This window comes from Acanthopleuribacter pedis, assembly GCF_017377855.1.
GTDB lineage: Bacteria > Acidobacteriota > Holophagae > Acanthopleuribacterales > Acanthopleuribacteraceae > Acanthopleuribacter > Acanthopleuribacter pedis.
On the sequence record NZ_JAFREP010000023.1, the window covers coordinates 98,706 to 118,340 of the forward strand.

At 58.4% G+C, this 19,635-nt stretch carries 12 protein-coding genes; 7 read left to right on the plus strand and 5 right to left on the minus strand.

Features of this window, described 5'->3' with window-relative positions:
- Nucleotides 1-206: 206 nt before the first annotated feature.
- Nucleotides 207-2,465 (plus strand): patatin-like phospholipase family protein, encoded by a 2,259-nt coding sequence (locus J3U88_RS22655; RefSeq protein WP_207861270.1) that lies wholly within the window; start codon nt 207-209, stop codon nt 2,463-2,465.
- 321 nt (nt 2,466-2,786) lie between these two features.
- Entirely contained in the window at nt 2,787-4,871 is a 2,085-nt protein-coding gene (gene recD / locus J3U88_RS22660) for an exodeoxyribonuclease V subunit alpha (protein ID WP_207861271.1), read from the plus strand.
- Between the two features lie 61 nt (nt 4,872-4,932).
- On the opposite strand, the gene J3U88_RS22665 is transcribed toward recD, so the two are convergent.
- Nucleotides 4,933-5,490 (minus strand): hypothetical protein, encoded by a 558-nt coding sequence (locus J3U88_RS22665; RefSeq protein WP_207861272.1) that lies wholly within the window; start codon nt 5,488-5,490, stop codon nt 4,933-4,935.
- A 341-nt stretch (nt 5,491-5,831) separates the two neighbouring features.
- Here J3U88_RS22665 and radA point away from each other — a divergent pair, with 341 nt between their 5' ends.
- From radA to J3U88_RS22685, 4 genes are all read left to right on the plus strand, one after another.
- The gene (gene radA / locus J3U88_RS22670) at nt 5,832-7,181 is read left to right on the plus strand and encodes a DNA repair protein RadA (protein WP_207861273.1); all 1,350 of its coding nucleotides are present in this window, start codon (nt 5,832-5,834) and stop codon (nt 7,179-7,181) included.
- Nucleotides 7,182-7,539: 358 nt separating this feature from the next.
- Nucleotides 7,540-8,016 carry a hypothetical protein gene (locus J3U88_RS22675; RefSeq protein ID WP_207861274.1) on the plus strand — a complete coding sequence of 159 codons (477 nt, stop codon included), beginning with the start codon at nt 7,540-7,542 and terminating at the stop codon, nt 8,014-8,016.
- 260 nt (nt 8,017-8,276) lie between these two features.
- Nucleotides 8,277-8,546 carry a hypothetical protein gene (locus J3U88_RS22680; RefSeq protein ID WP_207861275.1) on the plus strand — a complete coding sequence of 90 codons (270 nt, stop codon included), beginning with the start codon at nt 8,277-8,279 and terminating at the stop codon, nt 8,544-8,546.
- A gap of 193 nt (nt 8,547-8,739) precedes the next feature.
- The gene (locus J3U88_RS22685; RefSeq protein ID WP_207861276.1) at nt 8,740-10,422 is read left to right on the plus strand and encodes a flavin monoamine oxidase family protein; all 1,683 of its coding nucleotides are present in this window, start codon (nt 8,740-8,742) and stop codon (nt 10,420-10,422) included.
- 422 nt (nt 10,423-10,844) lie between these two features.
- Here the strand turns inward: J3U88_RS22685 and J3U88_RS22690 are convergent, their stop codons facing one another.
- The 4 genes from J3U88_RS22690 to J3U88_RS22705 form a co-directional block, all read right to left on the minus strand.
- Nucleotides 10,845-12,266: an efflux transporter outer membrane subunit gene (locus J3U88_RS22690; protein ID WP_207861277.1), complete on the minus strand. Its 1,422-nt coding sequence runs from the start codon at nt 12,264-12,266 to the stop codon at nt 10,845-10,847.
- A complete protein-coding gene (locus J3U88_RS22695; RefSeq protein WP_207861278.1) occupies nt 12,263-15,460 on the minus strand; it encodes an efflux RND transporter permease subunit in 3,198 nt (1,065 codons plus the stop codon). Before J3U88_RS22695 ends, J3U88_RS22690 begins: the two co-directional genes overlap by 4 nt.
- Nucleotides 15,461-15,667: 207 nt before the next feature.
- Nucleotides 15,668-16,831 (minus strand): efflux RND transporter periplasmic adaptor subunit, encoded by a 1,164-nt coding sequence (locus tag J3U88_RS22700; protein ID WP_207861279.1) that lies wholly within the window; start codon nt 16,829-16,831, stop codon nt 15,668-15,670.
- Nucleotides 16,832-17,153: 322 nt separating this feature from the next.
- Nucleotides 17,154-17,822, minus strand: coding sequence for a TetR/AcrR family transcriptional regulator (locus J3U88_RS22705; protein WP_207861280.1), 669 nt, complete (start codon nt 17,820-17,822; stop codon nt 17,154-17,156).
- Nucleotides 17,823-18,209: 387 nt separating this feature from the next.
- Here J3U88_RS22705 and J3U88_RS22710 point away from each other — a divergent pair, with 387 nt between their 5' ends.
- The gene (locus J3U88_RS22710; RefSeq protein WP_207861281.1) at nt 18,210-19,625 is read left to right on the plus strand and encodes an OmpP1/FadL family transporter; all 1,416 of its coding nucleotides are present in this window, start codon (nt 18,210-18,212) and stop codon (nt 19,623-19,625) included.
- The last annotated feature ends 10 nt before the right edge of the window (nt 19,626-19,635 follow it).

The following is a 19,635-nucleotide window of genomic DNA, read 5'->3' on the forward strand; positions in this document are numbered from 1 at the left end:
CAACAAGCGCCCATCCATTTATATTAGGTTGGCACACTTGTATTTGGCAAGAAACCGGCACCACGGTTTGCGGATTCGCACCCTTTTTTTTACGGAACCAAATTCTACACCTGGGCCGGTCGGATTTCGCACCTTTGCAAAAGCGCCGATTTCCCGTAAAGTCACACCCGTGTCAGCCCACTACCGAACCGGAAAAGAGCGAACCCATGCGAATGCGAATCTTGCTTTTATTGTGTCTCTTGCCGGCTCCCGGCACCCTTCACGCCCAACAGCACCAAGCACCGGCCAACGATCCGGGACGGCCGACCATCGGTCTGGCCCTAAGTGGCGGCGGTGCCAAGGGTTTGGCCCACATCGGCGTCCTCAAAATGCTCGAGGCCATGGACATCCCGATTGATTACATCGCGGGCACCAGCATGGGCGCGGTCGTCGGCGGCCTTTACGCCTCCGGCCTCAGCGCCTCGGAACTGGAGGCCTGCTTGACCGGCATCGACTGGTCCGACGCCCTGGTCGACACCCCCAACCGCCTCGTGCTCAACTTTCGCCGCAAACGGGACAAAGAACGCTATGTGCTCGACCTTCAGATGGGCATCCAAAACGGCAAACTTTCCACGCCCCAAGGTTTTCGCTCAGGGCACAAACTCACCATGGAACTGTTGGCCCGCACCATGGGTGTCGCCCACCACCCACATTTCGACGACCTGCCGATTCCCTTCCGCGCCGTGGCAACCGACATTGAAGAAGGTTCCATGGTGGTCATCGACCGCGGCGCCCCGGCCCACGCCATTCGCGCCAGCGCGGCCATCCCCGGCGTGCTCGCACCGGTCATGCTCGACGGTTGTCTGCTCGTCGACGGCGGCATGACCCGCAACCTGCCGATTGATATTGTGCGCAACATGGGCGCCGACATCGTGATCGCCGTGGACATCAGCGACCCCCTGGTCTCGCGCGACCAACTCAATTCCTTCCTATCGGTCACCAACCAAGCGGTCGGCATGCTCTCGCGCCTCAACGTAGAAGAAGTCCTCGGCCAAGCCGATTTCTTGATCACGCCGCCCATCGACGGCATCGGCCTCCTCGACTTCATCAGCCTCTCCGAAACGGTACGCCGCGGCACCCTCATCCCCCAACACACACTCGAGCAACTCGAGGACCTCTCGGTCACACCCCAAGCTTGGCGGGCCTGGCGCGACCAAGTCCAGAGCAAACGCCTGTCCGCGCCGATCCTCACCCAAATAACCATTGAAGGGCTCGACACGGTTCACCACCGTTTCATTGAAAACCGCATCGGTCTCGAAATCGGGCAACCCATCGACGTCGACATCCTCATGGCCAACCTGCTGGCGATCCACGGACTCGGCGATTTTGAAGACGTGCGCTTCCGCGTTGAATACCTCGATCTCCCCCCGGACCCGAGCACCCCGCCACAAGCAGTACTCGTTCTTTCGCTGCGCGAGAAGTCTTGGGGTCCCAATTACTTCCACTTCGGCTTCAACATGGGCGGCGATTTACGCGACAACGATTTGTTCGGCTTGTTGCTCAACACCACCATGACCCGCATCAACCGTCTCGGCGCTGAATGGCGCAACGATGTCGAACTGGGCCGCGTCAACCGCATCTTCACCGAGTTCTACCAGCCGCTGAATTACCGCGGCCCGCTGTTCGCGGCCCCCTCGATCGAGTTCGGCACCCGCACCGTCCCGTTCCTCATCGGCGACGAAACCCTGACCGATGTCGATATCGACCTTTTCCGCGCGGGCATCGCGCTCGGTTACCAGATGGGCACCTGGGGCGAGTTCCGCGTCGGCATCGACCGCGGCGAGGTGCGCACGGACCTGGAAACCGACCTGGTCACGGACATCATTACCGACTCGGGTTTGTTCGATTTAAACGATGCCAACTTTGAGGTAGGCCAGTGGACGGCCGCGCTCGAACTCGACCGCTTGGATAAAACCAATTTTCCTCACCGCGGCACCTCCCTGACCCTGCTTTACCAGGACACCCGCGAATCACTGGGCGCGGACGACGACTACCGCAAGCTCGAAGGCTCCCTCGACATGTTCAGCACCCGCGGCAACCACACCTTCTTCGGCAGCATGAACCTGGGCCACAACCTCAACAGCACGCTCCCTAATTACGACCTACTCGCCGCCGGCGGCCTGCTCTCCTTTTCCGGTTACCGTACCGACCAACTCAGCGGACAACTGCTGGGTGTCGCCCGATTTGGTTATTACAACCGTTTCCGTTCCCTGCCGGCCGCGCTGGGGAGAGGCGTCTACCTCGGCGGCTGGATCGAAAGCGGCAACGTTTGGGACACCCGCGAACAAATCCGGCTGGACAACCTACGCCACGCGATTACCTTCATCATCGGGGCCGACACCATCCTCGGCCCGGTCTACCTCGCTTACGGCCAAGCCGAACAAGACCGCAACAGTCTGTACCTCTCGCTGGGAACGCAATTCTAAGCGCGCCCACTTGAAAGCACGGCCGGCCCCAACAGGACGCTCACCCAAAACGGCGGGGCGGCCATAACCAGGTACGGCCGGCCGGCACGAAATCGGGAATTTCAGAACTGAAACACCCTACATCTTGTGCTTATTGCTGAGGGGTGTCCACATCTTGCATTGATTTACCTGTAGAAAAAATTTTACATTTGCTAAACACCACGGCCTGTTGCGCTTTACCGACCCCCCGTGATTCCTCCGTTTTTTTCCCGTCACCGACTGTTAGAATGGGCCCGTCACGGCTCGGAGATTCCTTGGTTTTAATTTCATGGTTAGGGCGGAATGGTGACTACGGAAACCCATGTTTCGGCGCTCGGCACGGTGATGCAGCGCTTAAAAAAACACACCATCTTTTCGTTGAACGACGACGAACAACGCATTTTGGACTGCGCCACCCAATACGGCTTGGCTTCCTTCGATTTTTTTGCCGCCCGCAAGATCGCCTCCCTGGCCCAATCACCCAACAACTTACTGCTCGCCCTGCTCCTCGCTGAAAAAGCCGCGACCCACGAGGGCAATACCTTTCTCAGCCTGGATCCCCTGTTTTTGGAACAGCGACTCGGTTTGCTCGGTTACCGACATGCCGACGATCAATCCTTGGCCCAAACCCTCGCCGACCTGGTCGCGGCCGAAACCGATCTGTTCACCACGGTAGGCACCCTCAACCCCGCGGTTCCTTTTGTGGTGGACAGCGAACGGCACGCCTTGTACCGCCAGGGATTTTTCCAGGCGGAACGCAGCATCGCCAACCGCCTCCGCGCCTTCTGCAGTCGCCCTTGGCGCACGGTCGGCACGGACCTGTCCGAACACCTGACCCGAATCTTTGACACCTACCCGGTCGGAACCCATGGTTTCGGCGATCCCGACCGTCGCCCGATCGACCTGGCGCTGGAACAGAAAACAGCGGCACTCACCGCCTTGCACGCCCCGGTCTGTTTCATTTCTGGCGGACCCGGCACCGGCAAGACCTCGATTGTGCTCACCATCCTGCGTTTGCTCCAGGCACAAGGGGTGCCCGCCGAGGCTGTTCAATTAACCGCGCCTACCGGTCGCGCCGCCAACCGCATCAGTGAATCCCTCCTACGCGGCAGCCGAACCATCGACCCCGTCGGCACCGATGCATCCTGGTTTGGCGCCCTCCCGCAAGCCTGCACCGTCCACCGCCTGCTCGGCTGGTCGCCCCATTCTTCCACCTACCGACATGGACCCATCAATCCGCTTCCGGCCCAAGTGGTCATTCTTGACGAAAGTTCGATGCTGGACATTCTGCTCACCGACCGCCTGCTCGCCGCCCTCGCGCCCGGCACCCGTCTGATCATGCTCGGCGACGCCGACCAATTGCCCTCGGTCGACGCGGGCGCCGTATTCCGCGACCTGACCCGCGAGGCGGGCCCGACACCCGCCGACGACGGCCACGCGGCTTTGATCGCGAACCTCCAACAACGGCGCGGCACCAAGGATACCGTTCAAGCACCGGTCTCCCGCCTGCGCGACTGCGTGGTGCAACTGGTCACCACGTTCCGCCAAAGCAAAGACGCGGGCGGCCGCAACATCAGCGCCGTGGCGGCCAAAAGTAACCAAATGCAGCCCGAACTGCTGTTCGGCAACGACCCCGGCCAACACATCCACCTGCTGGCACAAGATGAGGTCCCACCGCTGTCCGGGGTCACCCTCGCCGAACCAAACAAACTGGGTTATCTCGATTTAGTAGACCTGCTTTGCAACCGTTACTTCACGCCTTACCGACACCTCTCGGCGATGCCGCTTCATTTGACGCGCGACCAGGAGAACCTCACCAAGATCTTCCGTGCGCTGGACGAAATGCGCGTCCTGTGCCTGACCCAGCGCGGCATGACCGGTGTCGACACCCTCAACCAACTCTTCAAAGAACGCATCTACCGGGGCAAGGGCATCATCGAACGCGCCTTCCGCCACCCAACGTTCTTCTTACAGGGCGCGCCCTGGCTGATCACCCGCAACGATTACCAACGCGGCCTGTTTAACGGCGATATCGGCATCAGCCTCCTGGTTACCGATGATTTGGGCAACCTCTCACGGCAACTGGTGTTCCGCACGGAAACCGGTTACCGCGCCGTGCCCTTCGCCGGACGCGGCGACATCACGCTCGCATATGCCATGACCGTCCATAAAAGTCAGGGCAGTGAGTTCGGCCATGTGGTGCTGGTGCTGCCGGAACACCGCAACGCACTCTGCAAAAAAGAACTCATCTATACCGGCTTAACCCGTGCCAAAAAGTCGGTCTTGATCTACGGTCGCCGCCAAACCTTGGTATACGCGGTCGGCGACGCTATGAACCGGGTCTCCGGGTTACGCGCCCAAATGGCCGAGAAACCCGAAACCGTCTAAATCCGAACGCGCCGGCACAGCGGCAGAACGCCGCCGGCGCAGCGCGTGTTTTGGGTCGTTTCTAAAGGCCGTCCTGCTTTCTCAGGGTTTTGGCCAAATTCTCACAGCCAAGGTTTTCCATATCCAACAAGACCTTTCCCATCAGGTTTTTGTTGTTGTTTTCCTTGCCGCTGTTGTACCACTTGAGCAGCACGTTACACAGCCGGCTTTCCCAATCCTTGTGCTCGGGAAAATCGGGTGAGAGCAAATGTTTGGTAATGTACCGAATCGCATCGCCGAAGTCACCACGCTGCTCGGATGAAACGGCGAGGTCTTTGAAATGCTCGTACTGCAATTCTTTAATGTCGGTATCGTCGGGAAACTTAGCGAGGTGCTCACGGGCCTGATCGCGGAAAAACTGTAACTGGTTGTTGCGATGCAGAAACTTGACGTATTCGCGGCTGACGTTCTGATCCTCTTTGGAGCCAAGGTACGCCTCGAACTTATCTTTCGCCTCACGGATTTTCTTTTGCGATTCCAACTTGCGAATTTCGACCATGGGATCTTGAGGTACACATCCGCTGAAGCTCATCATCAGGGCCGTCAAACCGACCATCAGCGCAATCCAGCCATTCTTCAAGTTCCACTCCTTGCAAAGCCTTGGTAAGGATCCAGGTAAAAGGTTTTGGTTATTATACGGTAAAAAATGACAAAGCATTCAGCCAAGTCTGGTTTTTTAAGGTGAAATCGATAGCGAGCCATCCGTAAAAAAACCAGCGCATTTACCGATGATACCCCGCGAAAATAAATCATTTCTCGTGGGTTATCCATCCACCCAACGCAAGCCACTTCACTCGAACGATGACCTTTTGGTGAATAACCCAACGGCAGAAAAGACACCCCTCGCCGACACAGGTTTCCCGCTCAGTGACACCGCCGGACCTGTTGCTTTTTGTTATGATGCTGCGCGGAGGCAAGCCCATGGCCAAAATTAAATCAGTGTACCAGTGTGAAAGTTGCGGACACCAAACCCCCAAATGGCTGGGTCAGTGCCCCAGTTGCGCCGCCTGGGGGAGTATGAACCAAACCACCGTGGGCGGGCCGCCGGGCCGGCGCGAGCGCGACAGTGAAGGTGCCAACCTGATGCGTTACGGCAGTATTGTCACCGAGGAAACCACCCGCTGTTCCACGAAACTCGGCGAACTGGACAGGGTCCTCGGTGGCGGCCTGGTTTCGGGCTCCCTGCTGCTTATCGGCGGTGATCCCGGCATCGGCAAGTCAACCCTGATGTTGCAAGTTGCCGGCAACTTGCAGGCACTGGGCCGCAACGTCCTATACGTGTCCGGTGAGGAGTCCTTGGCCCAGATAAAAATGCGCGGCGAACGGCTGGGCCTCGACGCGGACGACCTGATGCTGCTGGCGGAAACCTCCTATGAACACGTGGAAAACGCCATCGACAAGGATCGCTACGATGTGGTGTTCATCGACAGTATTCAAACCATCGCCTCATCCAATATCCCCTCCGCCGCGGGCAGCGTAACCCAGGTGCGCGAGGTCACCACCAAGTTGATGAACATCGCCAAATCGCGCAACACCTCGATTTTCCTGGTCGGCCACATCACCAAAGAAGGCAACATCGCCGGCCCCAAAACACTGGAGCACATGGTCGACGGCGTTTTTTACTTCGAGGGCGACAAGTACCACAGCCTGCGCCTGATTCGCGCCCAGAAAAACCGATTCGGCCCGGCCCAAGAACTGGGCATTTTCCAAATGGGCTCCGACGGCTTGCGCGAGGTGCCCAACCCCAGCAAAGTCCTGTTGGAGCAACGCCCCGAGGCAAGCGCCGGCAGCGTGGTCATCCCCACCGTTGAAGGCTCGCGCCCGCTGCTCGTCGAGATCCAGGTGTTGCTCAGCAACTCCACCTACGCCAGCCCGCGACGGGTCACCATGGGTATCGACAGCAACCGGCTGGCGCTGATCATGGCGGTCCTGGAAAAGAAGGCGGGGCTGCAACTGCAAGGCCTCGACGTGTTCGTCAACGTGATCGGCGGCATCGCCATCAGCGAACCCGCCATCGATCTCGGCCTCGCATTGGCTATTTTCAGCTCGTTTCGCAACCTTAACCTGGGCGGTGACATCGCCCTGTTTGGCGAGCTGGGTTTGGCGGGCGAGGTCCGTTCCGTCAGCCAAGCGGGCCTGCGAATGAAAGAATGCCTCAACCTCGGCTTTAAACGGGTCGTTTGCCCATTGGCCAACGCCGAAGAAAAATTAGACGGCGTCACGGTCCACGGTGTGGCCACCTTGGTTGATGCCCTAGAGTTCGTACTTTAACCCGCATTTCGCACCAACTTACCGACAATCATTGAAACACAACCGACGGTTTGGCGTGGTCACCTAATCCTTTTCACCTGAAAAACGGCACGGCTGTTTTCGGAAAACCGCTCGTTTTCGCGAACACACATTGAGCGATCCTCACTTTGAGCCGACAAAGCTTGGTATCCACTTCCACGCTTGGTCGATCATTGTTTTTTTGCCGATTCACAACCAAAAGTTTTTTTGACCCCGTCTTGACAGCCGAAGACAGCAAGCTTCTTGTTTTCTAGAAATGGCGCCGCCAGGGAACGTCCCTATTTGGAGAGACCTCACGCCGAATCAACCAACGCATGAAACCCAGCAAGGAGATCAACCCATGAAATTGAAACACCTATTCGGCGGCTGCTTTGCCGTCGTTGGCTTAATGGTCGCAATCGCCGCTCTGCTCATCACCATGAATTGGGACACCATCAAAGAAACCGGCGGCCGGCTGGTGGACGCGGTACAGCAAGTTCAGGAAATCAGCGCGGGGTTAGGGGACAAATTTCCCGTCACCGTCGACGACTTACAATTCAATTTACAAAACGGGGTCAACCAACTTAATTTGGTCGTGATACCCAATGAGACCGAAGCACCTGAAAACGATCCCGCGTTAGCACGCCTAATGGCCGAACACTTGGCCAACAGCACGCTTTTTGGGGAAAACACCCACCACATCGCCATCACCTTCACCCGCAAAAATGAGGTGGACGGCGCCCACAGCGAAACGAACACCCACTATCAATTCGACACGGCCGCATTACGCACCGAACCGCCCACCGCCGACGAGGAAAGCTCAGCGGAAAAAGAGTAAACCCGGGGTTTTCCAAACCCGTGCAGGGCCGGCCGGCCGAATCCAGAAATAAAACCGAAGAGGCGCTGAAGCACGGGATTTCCGCAAAAAATCTGAAGCGAAAAAACTAGAAAAAGCGAGCCGGGTCGCGTACGACCGCACCCATTGGGTGCGGAGTGCATTTTTTAGGCCGTTGCAGCCAAAGGTTTCGCCCGAAAAGTTCCCGTAACAATAGCCGACATGAACTTCCACGGGAAACGGGGCGTGAAAACCGCAACGTTTTGCTGGTTCCCAACCTGGATCAAAACCCGGATGTCGATTTGAATATGGCGCGCGAAATTGCGACCTATCTCGCCAATGACCGCGGCATGGCCGCCCATAGCGACCGCATCAATACCACGCTTTCACGCGAATTAGAGACCGAGGGCATTCCCACTTTTTCAACCATCACATTTGAATTTGATACCAACTTGCGCTTAGCCAATCCCATGCAGCCCGAGAAAGAAAGCGCAACCGGCTCGCGGTACCATCGGCCAAATCGCTTTCCCTAAACAGAAAAGACCGCGCTCATTATTATTATTGCCCATCAAACACAACGCGCCGTTTGACATTTTTTACCAGGGCTGAGAAACTAGCTTCACCCTTAAAAATGAAACCCATCAGCTATCCGCTGCAGCGGCGGTAACGCGCGGCCCGGTTCGTCCTCCCCAAATACGGGTCCGTTCGGCGTCCGAGGAGACGAGGATGCGGCAAGGCAAGCAAGGCGGTATCACCCGCCGTACCTTTTTAGAGCAGGTGGGCCGTGTCGGCGGCGCCGCCGCGCTGTATGAAACCATGACAGCCATGGGCCTGGTTAACAAACCCGAGGCCTGGGCCGGCCCCCCGAAAATCCCTCAAAAAGCGTCGCGGCAAAGCTCCGTCGTGATCCTGGGCGCGGGCATCGGTGGTTTAACCGCGGCCTACGAACTCAGCCGCGCGGGTTACGTCGTGCGCGTGCTTGAGGCCCAAGACCGCTACGGTGGTCGCAGCCATACCGTGCGCCGTGGCGATACGGTGATTGAGGAAACCCCGCAATTCGGGCGTACCCAACAAACCTGTCAATTTGACGAGGGGCTTTACCTCAACATGGGGCCGGGTCGCCTGCCCTACCACCACCGCCGCGTGTTGCACTATTGCCAAGAACTCAACGTGGCGCTGGAACCCTACATCATGAACACCACCGCCAACCTGTTCCAAACCGACCAGGCCTTTGCCGGCGGCGCCCAGGTTTACCGCCAAGTGGATTACGACACGCGCGGCTACATCGCCGAAATGCTGGCCAAGGCCGTGAACCGCCGCGCGCTGGACGACATGCTCAACGAGGAAGATAAAGCAAACCTGCTCAGCCTGTTAAAAACCTTTGGCAACCTCGGCCAACCGAGCAACGCTTGTAACGACCTCACCTATTGTGGCTCCAACCGCACCGGCTGCCGCTTCCCGCTGACCGTTTTTAATCAGGAAGACTGTTTGGGTGAACCGCCACTGCCGCTGCAAAGCCTGCTGCGCTCCGAATTCTGGCTGAACAGTTTCTACCAACCAGATGATTTCCCGTGGCAGCCGACCTTGTTCCAACCGGTGGGCGGCATGGACAAAATCGTCGAGGGATTTGTCGAACAGGTCGGCGACCTCGTCACCCTTAGCGCGCCGGTCACCCGCATTGATATTCACGACAACCACGTCAACGTGTACTACAGGCTGAACGGTTCAGAAATGATGACCACCGCCGATCACTGCATCAGCAACATCCCGATCCCGGTCCTGCAACACATGAATGTCAACTTCACCCAGGAATACCGCGCGGCGGTGAACCAAGGTCGTTTTGCCGACACCTGCAAGGTCGGCTGGCAAGCCAACACCCGCTTCTGGGAAAACGACACCAACCAAATCTACGGCGGGATCAGTTGGATCAACCACAACATGACGCAAATGTGGTACCCGTCCAACGACTACTTCACGGCCAAGGGGACGCTCACGGGGACCTACAACTTTTCAAACCGGGCGCGTACCTTGGCGGCACAAAGCCTGGCCGAACGCTTGCAAACCGCGCGTTCCGGGGCAGTGAACCTGCACCCCGAATTCCGTGATTTTGGGATTGTCCCGGAAGAACTGGGCCTCTCGATTGCCTGGAAACAGGTGCCGTATCAACGGGGCGGCTGGGCCGAATGGCAGCCCGACAGCACCGCCGACCGCGACGCCTATGCGCGCCTGCTGGCGCCGGACCGCCGCTTCTTCATGGTCGGCGACCAAGTCTCAAGCCTGCCCGGATGGCAGGAAGGCGCGATGATGTCGGCCCAACACGTGGTGGAGCAAATCGCGGGCGTCCGTCCCAAAACGGTACCGGTCGTGGGCAGTGCCCCGAACAGCCGCGCGCTAACACAAGGCTCATAGTCCGCCTTTTTCACAAGGACCCTTACCGCGAGGCTGAAACCCAAGCCCACATTTCTCACAAGGATTCGTCGCAAGCAATGCGGGCAAGTGAGCCGTGCGGGTTGGCGCATAAGAAACCCGCCATGGTGGAAACCACGGCGGGAAAATGGAGGTGGAAGCGGGCAGCCGCCGTTGAGACAGTCGGCGGCCGTGCTAGCCCGTATTTCGCACTGGGAATTCTGCTACGAAGCCGAAGGCCATGCGATTACGCGGGGGCGGCCTTCCGCATTACTCGGTCGAGCCGCCTTCGTCGTAGCGCTGCTACGCCGAAGGGTCGGACCCCTGTGTCGTCTCTCGGTCGTAATCTTCGTACTCACGAGGCTTTCAGCTTCTCGCGACGAATCCTTGTGAGAAATGCGGGCTAGGCGATAAGGGGTCGAAGGTTAAGAACCGGAATCCGCGGCCGTTTGCCAGCCGCCACCCAGGGCTTGGTAGACATTGATTAGGTTTTGCACGGTTTCAATTTCGCCTTGGGCCAGGCGTTCCTCGGCGAGGAGCAAGGTGCGTTCGGCGTCAAGCACATCGAGGAAGTCATCCACGCCGGCGTCGAAACGCAGGCGCGCAAGTTCAACCGCCTCGGCACCGGCCTTGGCGGCCTCGCGCAAACGGGCGCGGCTTTCTTCAGCGCGGGTCAAGCCGACCATGGCGGCGTCGGTTTCGTGGAGCGCGGCCAAAACGGAACGCTCGAAGGTGGCCAGTTGCGCACGGGTACGGGCGTCGGCGGCATCGATATGAGCGCGCACCCGGCCCAGGTTAAAGGCCGACCATTGCAAACGCGGTCCGATGCCGCCCGTCAAGGCTGATGCACCGGCCAGATCACCCAAGGAGGTCGCCGAAAACCCGAGGCTCCCGAAAAGGCTGACCTTGGGGTAGAGTTCGGCCACGTTGAGGTTGTAGCGGGCCGTCGCCTCGGCCAAGGCGTGTTCCGCGCGGCGGATGTCGGGACGGCGCGCCAACAAACCGCGGGCATCACCGACGGCGACCGAGTCGGGCAGTGTAGGCAAGGGTTTGACGGCGGCCAACTGATCGCGCAAATCGGGAACCGTGTCGCCGGTTAACAGCGCCAAGCGGTTGAGTACCGCGTTGATTTCCGCGGACAAAATCGGAATACCGGCCTGGGTTAACTCGAGTTGGGTGCGTGCCCGCGCGACGTTGAGTTGGTCACCACGACCCGCGTCGGCCAGGGCCAGGATCAGTTCGTGGGTTTTGCGCTGGTTGGCCGCGTTGCGTTGGGCCACGTCCAATCGGTACTGGGCGCCGCGCAAGTCGATGTAGGCCCGCGCCGTCTCAACCGCGACGCTGACATACACGCCTTGTACATCGGCCTCGGCCATGCGCAACCGCGCCTCGCCGGCCAAGATGCGGTTGCGCACGCGGCCGAACAGGTCCAGTTCCCAGCTTGCTTCAAAACCCACGTCATAGAGTTCGCTGTCGCGGTCGGGCAAAGGGCCAAACAGACCCTCGTCGCTGCTGCGCTGTTGCTGGGCCGCGGCGTTCACCCCGATGGTGGGGAGACGGTCGCGCTTGATACCGCGGGTCAGGGCGCGCGCCTCGTCCAGGTTTGCCAAGGCAACCCGCACATCGTGGTTGTGGGCCAAGGCTTCCGAAACCAGCGTAACCAGTTGCTCGTCTTCCAATTGCGACCACCAGGCCGCCACCGGTTCCCGCGCGTTAAAACGCTCGGCGGGTGGGGTTTGCAAAGCCGCGGGAACGGTTGGGTTGTACTCGGGGCTTTGGATCTGTCGGCCCACGGAGCAGGACCAGGTCACCAGCAGGGTCAACATCAAAATCATCGTGCGTTTCATGAAACTACCTCCGCCGTGTCAGGCACCACCGGGGTCGGCGTGGGTTGGTCGGGCGTCGTTGCGGCGCCGCGGGTTTCCAGTTTGCGCAGGATCACGTAAAACACGGGGGTCAGGAACAGGCCGAAGAAGGTCACGCCGAGCATGCCGGAGAATACGGCGATCCCCATGGCGTTGCGCATTTCGGAACCGGCACCGGTTGAAATCGCCAGGGGAAACACACCCATGATGAAGGAGAAGGAGGTCATCAGAATCGGGCGCAGGCGCAAGCGGCAAGCTTCAATGGCGGCGGCCACAATCGCCATGCCCTGGCTCTCCAATTCCCTGGCGAACTCCACGATGAGGATGGCGTTTTTGGTGGCCAACCCCATCAACACGAACAGACTGATTTGCGTGAAGATGTTGTTATCGCCGCCGGTCAGCTTGATACCCACCAACGCGGAGAGCATGCTCATGGGCACAATGAGGATGATGGACAACGGCAGCGTCAAACTTTCGTACTGGGCCGCCAGCACCAGGAACACAAACAACACCACCAAACCCATGACCATCAGGGTCGAATCCCCGGCCAAAATTTGCTGGTAGGTCAATTCGGTCCATTCGTACTGCATGCCGGGCGGCAGGGTTTCGTCGAGAATCCGGGTGATGGCGGCTTGGGCTTGACCGGAACTAAAGCCGGGCGCGGCATTGCCGTTAATGTCGGCGGCGCGGAACCCGTTGTAACGGGCGGCGGCCTCGGGACCGAAGGTTTCTTCGACCTTCATCACCGCGGCGAGCGGAATCATCTCACCGCGGTTGTTGCGCACCTTCAGGTTGAGGATGTCTTGCGGCTGATCGCGGTAGCTGTCCTCGGCCTGGGCGATCACGCGGTAGGTCCGCCCGAACTTGTTGAAATCGTTAATGTACAGCGAACCCAGGTAAACCTGCATGGTTTCGAAGATGTCGTTAATGTTGAGTCCCAATTGCTTGGCCTTGGTGCGGTCCAAGTCGGCAAACAATTGCGGCACGTTGATTTGGTAGCTGGAGAACACACCGGCCAGTTCCGGGGTTTGGTAAGCGCGCCCGATCACCTCGTGCAGCGCCCGCGCCAGGGCCGCGTCGCCCTGGTCGGTGCGGTCCTCGATTTGCAGTTTGAACCCACCGATGGTGCCCAAGCCCTGCACCGGCGGCGGTGGGAAAATCGCAATAAAGGCTTCTTCAATGCCGTTGAACTTGGCCTGTAACTGACCGGTCAGGGCCAGGCCGCCCAGATCGGGCCGATCACGGGATTCGAAGTCCTCGAGCGCCACAAACACAATGCCCGCGCTGGAACTGTTGGTGAAACCGTTGATCGACAAACCGGGAAAAGCGACCGAATCGGCGACGCCCTCGGTTTCCAAGGCGATTTGCGACATTTCACGGATGACGGCCTCGGTGCGATCCAGGTTAGAACCCTCGGGCAACTGGGCAAATGCGACCAAATACTGCTTGTCTTGAACCGGGATAAACCCGGAAGGCACGCTTTGAAAAGCGAAGTAGGTGCCGCCCAAAAGCAGGACGTAGGCCGCCATGCTCAGGCCGCGGTGGCGCAATACGCCGCCGATGGAGTTGGCGTAGCGGTCGGCGTTGCGCTTGAAGAAACGATCGAACAGGCGGAAGAACCAACCGAACAAAAACTGTATGGTGCGGCTCAACCAATCTTTTTCCTGGCCTTCCGGCTTGAGCAACAAACGCGACAGCGCGGGCGAAAGCGTCAAGGAGTTAAATGAGGAGATCACGGTGGAGATGGCGATGGTGAGCGCAAATTGACGGTAGAACTGGCCGGTCAACCCGCTGATGAAGGCGATAGGAACAAACACGGCGATCAAAACCAGGGTGGTTGCGATGACCGGGCCGGTGACCTCGCGCATGGCTTTAATGGTTGCGTCGCGCGGATTCAGTCCGTCGGCTATGTTGCGTTCCACGTTTTCAACCACGATGATGGCGTCGTCGACCACGATCCCGATGGCGAGAATCAAGCCAAACAAAGACAGTACGTTAATCGAGAAACCGAAGAGGTACATAAAGGCGAAGGTGCCGACAATCGAAACCGGCACCGCCATCAAGGGAATCACGGCCGCACGCCAGCGTTGCAGGAACACCATGACCACCAGCACAACCAGAATCAACGCCTCGAACAGAACGCGGACAACGGATTTAATCGAGTCACGCACAAACACGGTAGGATCGTAAACAACCTCGTATTCGAGGCCCTCGGGGAAATTTGTTTTGAGTTCGGCCATGGTGGCGCGTACGTTTTCGGAAATGTCGAGCGCGTTGGCACCGGGCGCGGCGAAAATCGGCAGGGCGGCGGCGTTGCGGTTGTTGAGCAAACTGCGCAGCGCGTAATCGGAGGCGCCCATTTCCACCTCGGCCACATCAGCCAAACGCGTGATACGGCCCTGGTCGTCGGTGCGAATGATCAGTTCACGGAATTCCTCGGGCGAACTCAAACGGCCTTGCGTGTTGATCGGCAACTGGTGGGCGCCGGGATTGTCGTAAGGCGCGCCGCCGATCACACCGGCCGCGACCTGTACGTTCTGTTCGCGCACGGCGGCGATGACCTCGCCGGCGGTCAAACCGCGCTCGGCGATTTTCTCCGGGTTCAACCACAGTCGCATGGCGTAATCGCCGCCGCCAAACAACTGAACTTGGCCGATGCCGGTGATGCGCGCCAATTCGTCGCGAACATTCAGCACGGCGTAGTTGCGCAGGTAGAGGCTGTCGTAACGACCGTCGGGTGAGGTTAAGTGAACCACCATGGTCAGGTCGGGTGAACTCTTGACGGTGGTCACCCCCAGGTTGCGCGTCACGGCAGGCAAGCGCGGCAAGGCTTGGCTGACACGGTTTTGCACCTGCTGTTGGGCCAAGTCGGGATCGGTCCCAATGGCGAAGGTGATGGTTAAGGTCAAGCGCCCGTCGGAAGTCGACTGCGAGTTCATGTACAGCATGTTTTCAACGCCGTTGATTTGCTCTTCCAAGGGCGCGGCCACGGTTTCGGCGATGACTTTTGGGTTGGCGCCGGGAAATGAGGCGTTCACCACGATGGAAGGCGGCGTGACCTCGGGGTATTCCGAAATCGGCAGTTGGAACATGGCCACCAAACCGATCAAAAAAACAAAGACAGACAGGACACCGGCGAAAATCGGCCGGTCAATAAACACTTTGGAAAGATTCATCAGACTGCTCCTCGGACCCAGGCACAGCAAGGGCCGACCGTGGCGCGAATCAGCGCACGGGAAACAACAGGTAACCGCGACGGCTGGGCGTCGCCGTGGGTCCGCCAAAGAGCGGACGGCCGAAAAGCAAGCAGCGGCGCGCCGGTCGGGTTACCTTTATTAAATGGGTTGGAGAATAGGCAAAGTGGCGTAGGTGATCAGATGCTTTTAGCCCAGGTCGTTACCGGCTTCAACGGGTTGAACCGGCATACCGGGACGCACGCGCTGCAGACCGTTCACCAAAACGCGGTCGCCGTTGTTCAGCCCGGTTTTAACCTCGCGTTTGCCTTCGATAAAACGGCCCAAGGTGACCTGGCGGTAGGTGATTTGGTTATTATCATCGATCACGTAGACGTATTTTTTGTCCTGATCGGTGGCCACGGCTTCGTCGCGCACCAGCAGCACCGAGGTTTCGCTGGGTGAACCCAAACGAACCGAAGCGTACATGCCGGGAACCAGCAAGTGATCGCGGTTTTCCAGCAGGGCACGGGCGCGGATGGTGCCGGAGGAAGGATCGAGCTTGTTGTCGAAGGCAAGCAAGTAACCGTCGAAGCTCAGATCGTTTTCGCTGTTGAGTTTGACGGAAACCGGCAGACGCGCGGAACGGGTGGCGGCGGCACTGCTGATGTAGGTCCGCTCGTCGACGTCAAATTCGGCGTAGATCCGGTCGTCGGCGACGATGGTCGCCAAAACCGGCGCACCGGGTCCGGCCTCAACCAAGTTGCCCAAGGTAATTTCGGCGCGGCTGATGCGGCCGGTCACCGGGGCTTTGATATGGGCGTATTCGAGGTTGAGTTCGGCTTGTTTGACGCGGGCCTCGGCGGCGCGGACAGAAGCCTTGGCCACTTTCAAATCGTTTTCGGCCACGTCGAACAGACTTTTGGAGACAGCCTTGCGTGCCAGCAAACCGTCGAGGCGCTGCAATTCCTGTTGGGCCAGATCAACGCGCGAACGGGAAGAACCCAAATCGGCCTTGGCCGCGGCCAGTTCGTTTTCAAAAGGACGCGGGTCAATCACAAACAAGGGACGACCTTGTTCGACCCGGGCGCCTTCCTCAAAAAGCACCTCGGTGATCATGCCGCCGACCCGGGGGCGAACCGCGACTTGGTCAACCGCCGCCAAGCGACCGCTAAAGGTTTGCCAGGTCCGTTTTTGTTGGGATGCGAGGGTTTCAACGTGAACCTCGGGGGCCGGGGGCGCGGCGGATTGGGGTTGGACATCAGCGGTGGAACGGGCGGGGAACAGCAAAATGCCGGCGCCGACCGCAACCGTCAGGACCAGGGCGGAGGACCAAAGCTTGCGTCGTGAAGCGGGCTGAGTGGAAGACGTCATAGGAAACTCCTTGAGGCACGAACCTCGGGTTTATTTGATGACCTGGAATATATACGTACCGGTCGGTATGCGTCAAGTAATCGGCCGATTTTTCTTGAAAAAATCGTGTAAATAGGCGGAACGGTTTCGTTTCAAGCTCAGCCCAAAGAAAAAGGCGCACACCCCGCCCGCTCCAACCCAAAGCAGCAAAACTTTTATCTCTCAACAACTTAAACAACCAACTACTTTTTCGAAATCCACCACCAAACACAAAAAAGGCGCTGAGCCGCAAAACATGCGGCGCAACGCCTGACGATCCTTCGTACCGGTTGGTTATCTTAGCTTAGGACAGCGCGGGCTCGGCTTCCTTCACGGCCGCATCAGCCTCGGCCTGGGTACGGCGAAACTCGGGCTTGAGGCAAATCAAACGGTAAATCCCGTCGCGCAAATCGTCCTTAACTGCCTGAATTGAAAAGCGTACGCGCCCGTACATCAACAGCCCGAGGATGTAGTGGTGCAACATGCGTCCGGTTTGATCGGGATCGACATCCCCTTCCAACATGCCCGCGCCTTTGAGGTTGCGCACCAGGGCGGCATTGTACCGATTGGAACGGTTGGTCATTTCGAGGGTCACGTTGCGCACTTTTTCTTCCCCGCAACCGGCTTGGCTGCCACTGGTGAAGAAGGGACAACCGGCCACCGGATTACCGTCATCACGCGTCTCGCAACCTCTTTGTTCTAGAACCAGTTGAATCAAGTTCTCCAACTGCTCCAAGGGTCCAAAACGCGGTGAATAAATAATGTCGAATTCAGCGCGGAACTGCTCCCAACTGTGTTCAGAGGCGGCCACAAACAGATCGGCCTTGCTTTCGAAGTGGTGGTAGAAACTCCCTTTGGTGACCCCGGCCTGTTTACAAATCTCGGCAACGCCGACGGCTTTGTAGTTGCTTTGCCAAATCAAATTGACAGCGGTTTCCAAGAGTTTGGTGCGTGTTTCGGACGATTTACCCATCGTGCGACCTCCTTTTCAACTCCAATATACATACCGGTTGGTATATTTTGCAAGTCGCCGCCCTTTTTTTTCCGTTAAGCCCTCGATTACCAACACCAAAGTTTGCCGGACCGCAACAATCCGGTGAGTTGGGTCACTTACCTTGAGAAGCGCTGATCCACGATCACCGTTTAACCTGCACAAGATGGTAGGTTTAGCGCTTCTTTCTCCGCCCCCATGCCACCGCAACAGACGCTGGACGGCTAGGTTGGGCGGGTTCATCAACAGCAGCATCGCCCACCCTGACAACTTTCTCATCGGTTCAAAGGTGCATCGGCGCGCGGCTGTTGGTATACTGGCATAACTCCCTCAATACAAACCGCTTAATTCTTGACGAAGGCGATGATCATGAAAAAGCTCTTTTTTCTGTTGATACCCTTGATTCCGCTAGGGTTATTTGCGCAAAACGATATGTACGCCAATATCAATCTGCAGTTCCGTTTCACCAATCCGGGCGCCCGTGCCCAGGCGATGGGCGGCGCATTCATCGGTTTGGCCGACGATACCACGGCGATTCTCGCCAACCCGGCGGGCCTGGCCAACATGACCAGTACCACCCTGATCGGCGAGTTCAGCCAATTGGAACGGGACAACAACATTCCTTTTTATTCGGGCACCATTACCCAGTCGGGGCTTCAGGATTTCATCTTCGACCTCAACGAACGCGACTTCCCCGAATCGGTGTCAACCATTCCGTTTCTGGCTTATGTTCACACCAAAAGCAAGATCAAGTGGGGCGTCTACTACGCGGAACAAGCGCACTTCGACCGCACCTTTGAAACCAACGGTGTGACCATTCCGCCATTCCGAGGACAAACCTACCTGGACCTCAACCAGTTCGTCTTTTTCTCGGCGAGCCGCAACTTTATCGAGTTGCAGATGCGCTCCATCGGCGGCAGCGTCGGTATCAACCTCACCGACCGACTCGCCGTCGGGGTGACCGTCAGCTACAACGACTTTCAGTACGAGGGCAACACCTCGCTGCTGGTCCCCGATTTCGCGGCGCTGTTCCCCGATTTCTCCATCGACCCCCGGGTTCTGGACGCGATTGCCCCCTTCGTGGGTCAAGCGGCCTCGGTGATTGACGTCGACGGCGACGATGGCGCGATCAGCGCCAACATCGGTTTGCTGTACACGCCCAACGAGCGCTTCTCCGTGGGTTTTGCCTACAAACAACAGCCGGAGTTCGACTACGATCACCGTACTTCCGGGCTTCGCACCGACGATTTGTCCTTCGATCCACTGCCGGTGGAAAACGGCAGCGCGGTGTTTAGCATGCCCGACAGCTTCGGCGCGGGTTTTAGCTTCAAACCGACCGATGTGTTTTTGGTGACCTTGGAAGTGAACCGCGTGATGTATTCCGAAATGTCCGACGATTTCCACACCTTCTTCGGTGCCCCCAACGATCCCGCCGACAACCGTCAGGTCGTTTCGGATACCACCGAATACCGCGCGGGCATGGAGTACATTCTGGTCAACCTGCAGAACCCCCTTTCCTTGCGGGCGGGTTACTACCTGGAGCCGTACCACGCGTTGCAAAACGAAAAACTGGACACCCAGATATTGTTCGCGTACACCAACCCCGCCGGTGATTTGGCGCTCGACTTCCGCAACAACGCGTTTCTGCAACGGTTTGCCGAGGATCAAAACCACATCACCTTCGGCGCCGGCATGAGCTTCGGCCAACATTTCGCCATCGATTTGGCCGCCGACATCGCCGACCGCTCCGAATCCTACAGCCTGTCCGGCATCTACCGCTTCTAGGAGGACCCCC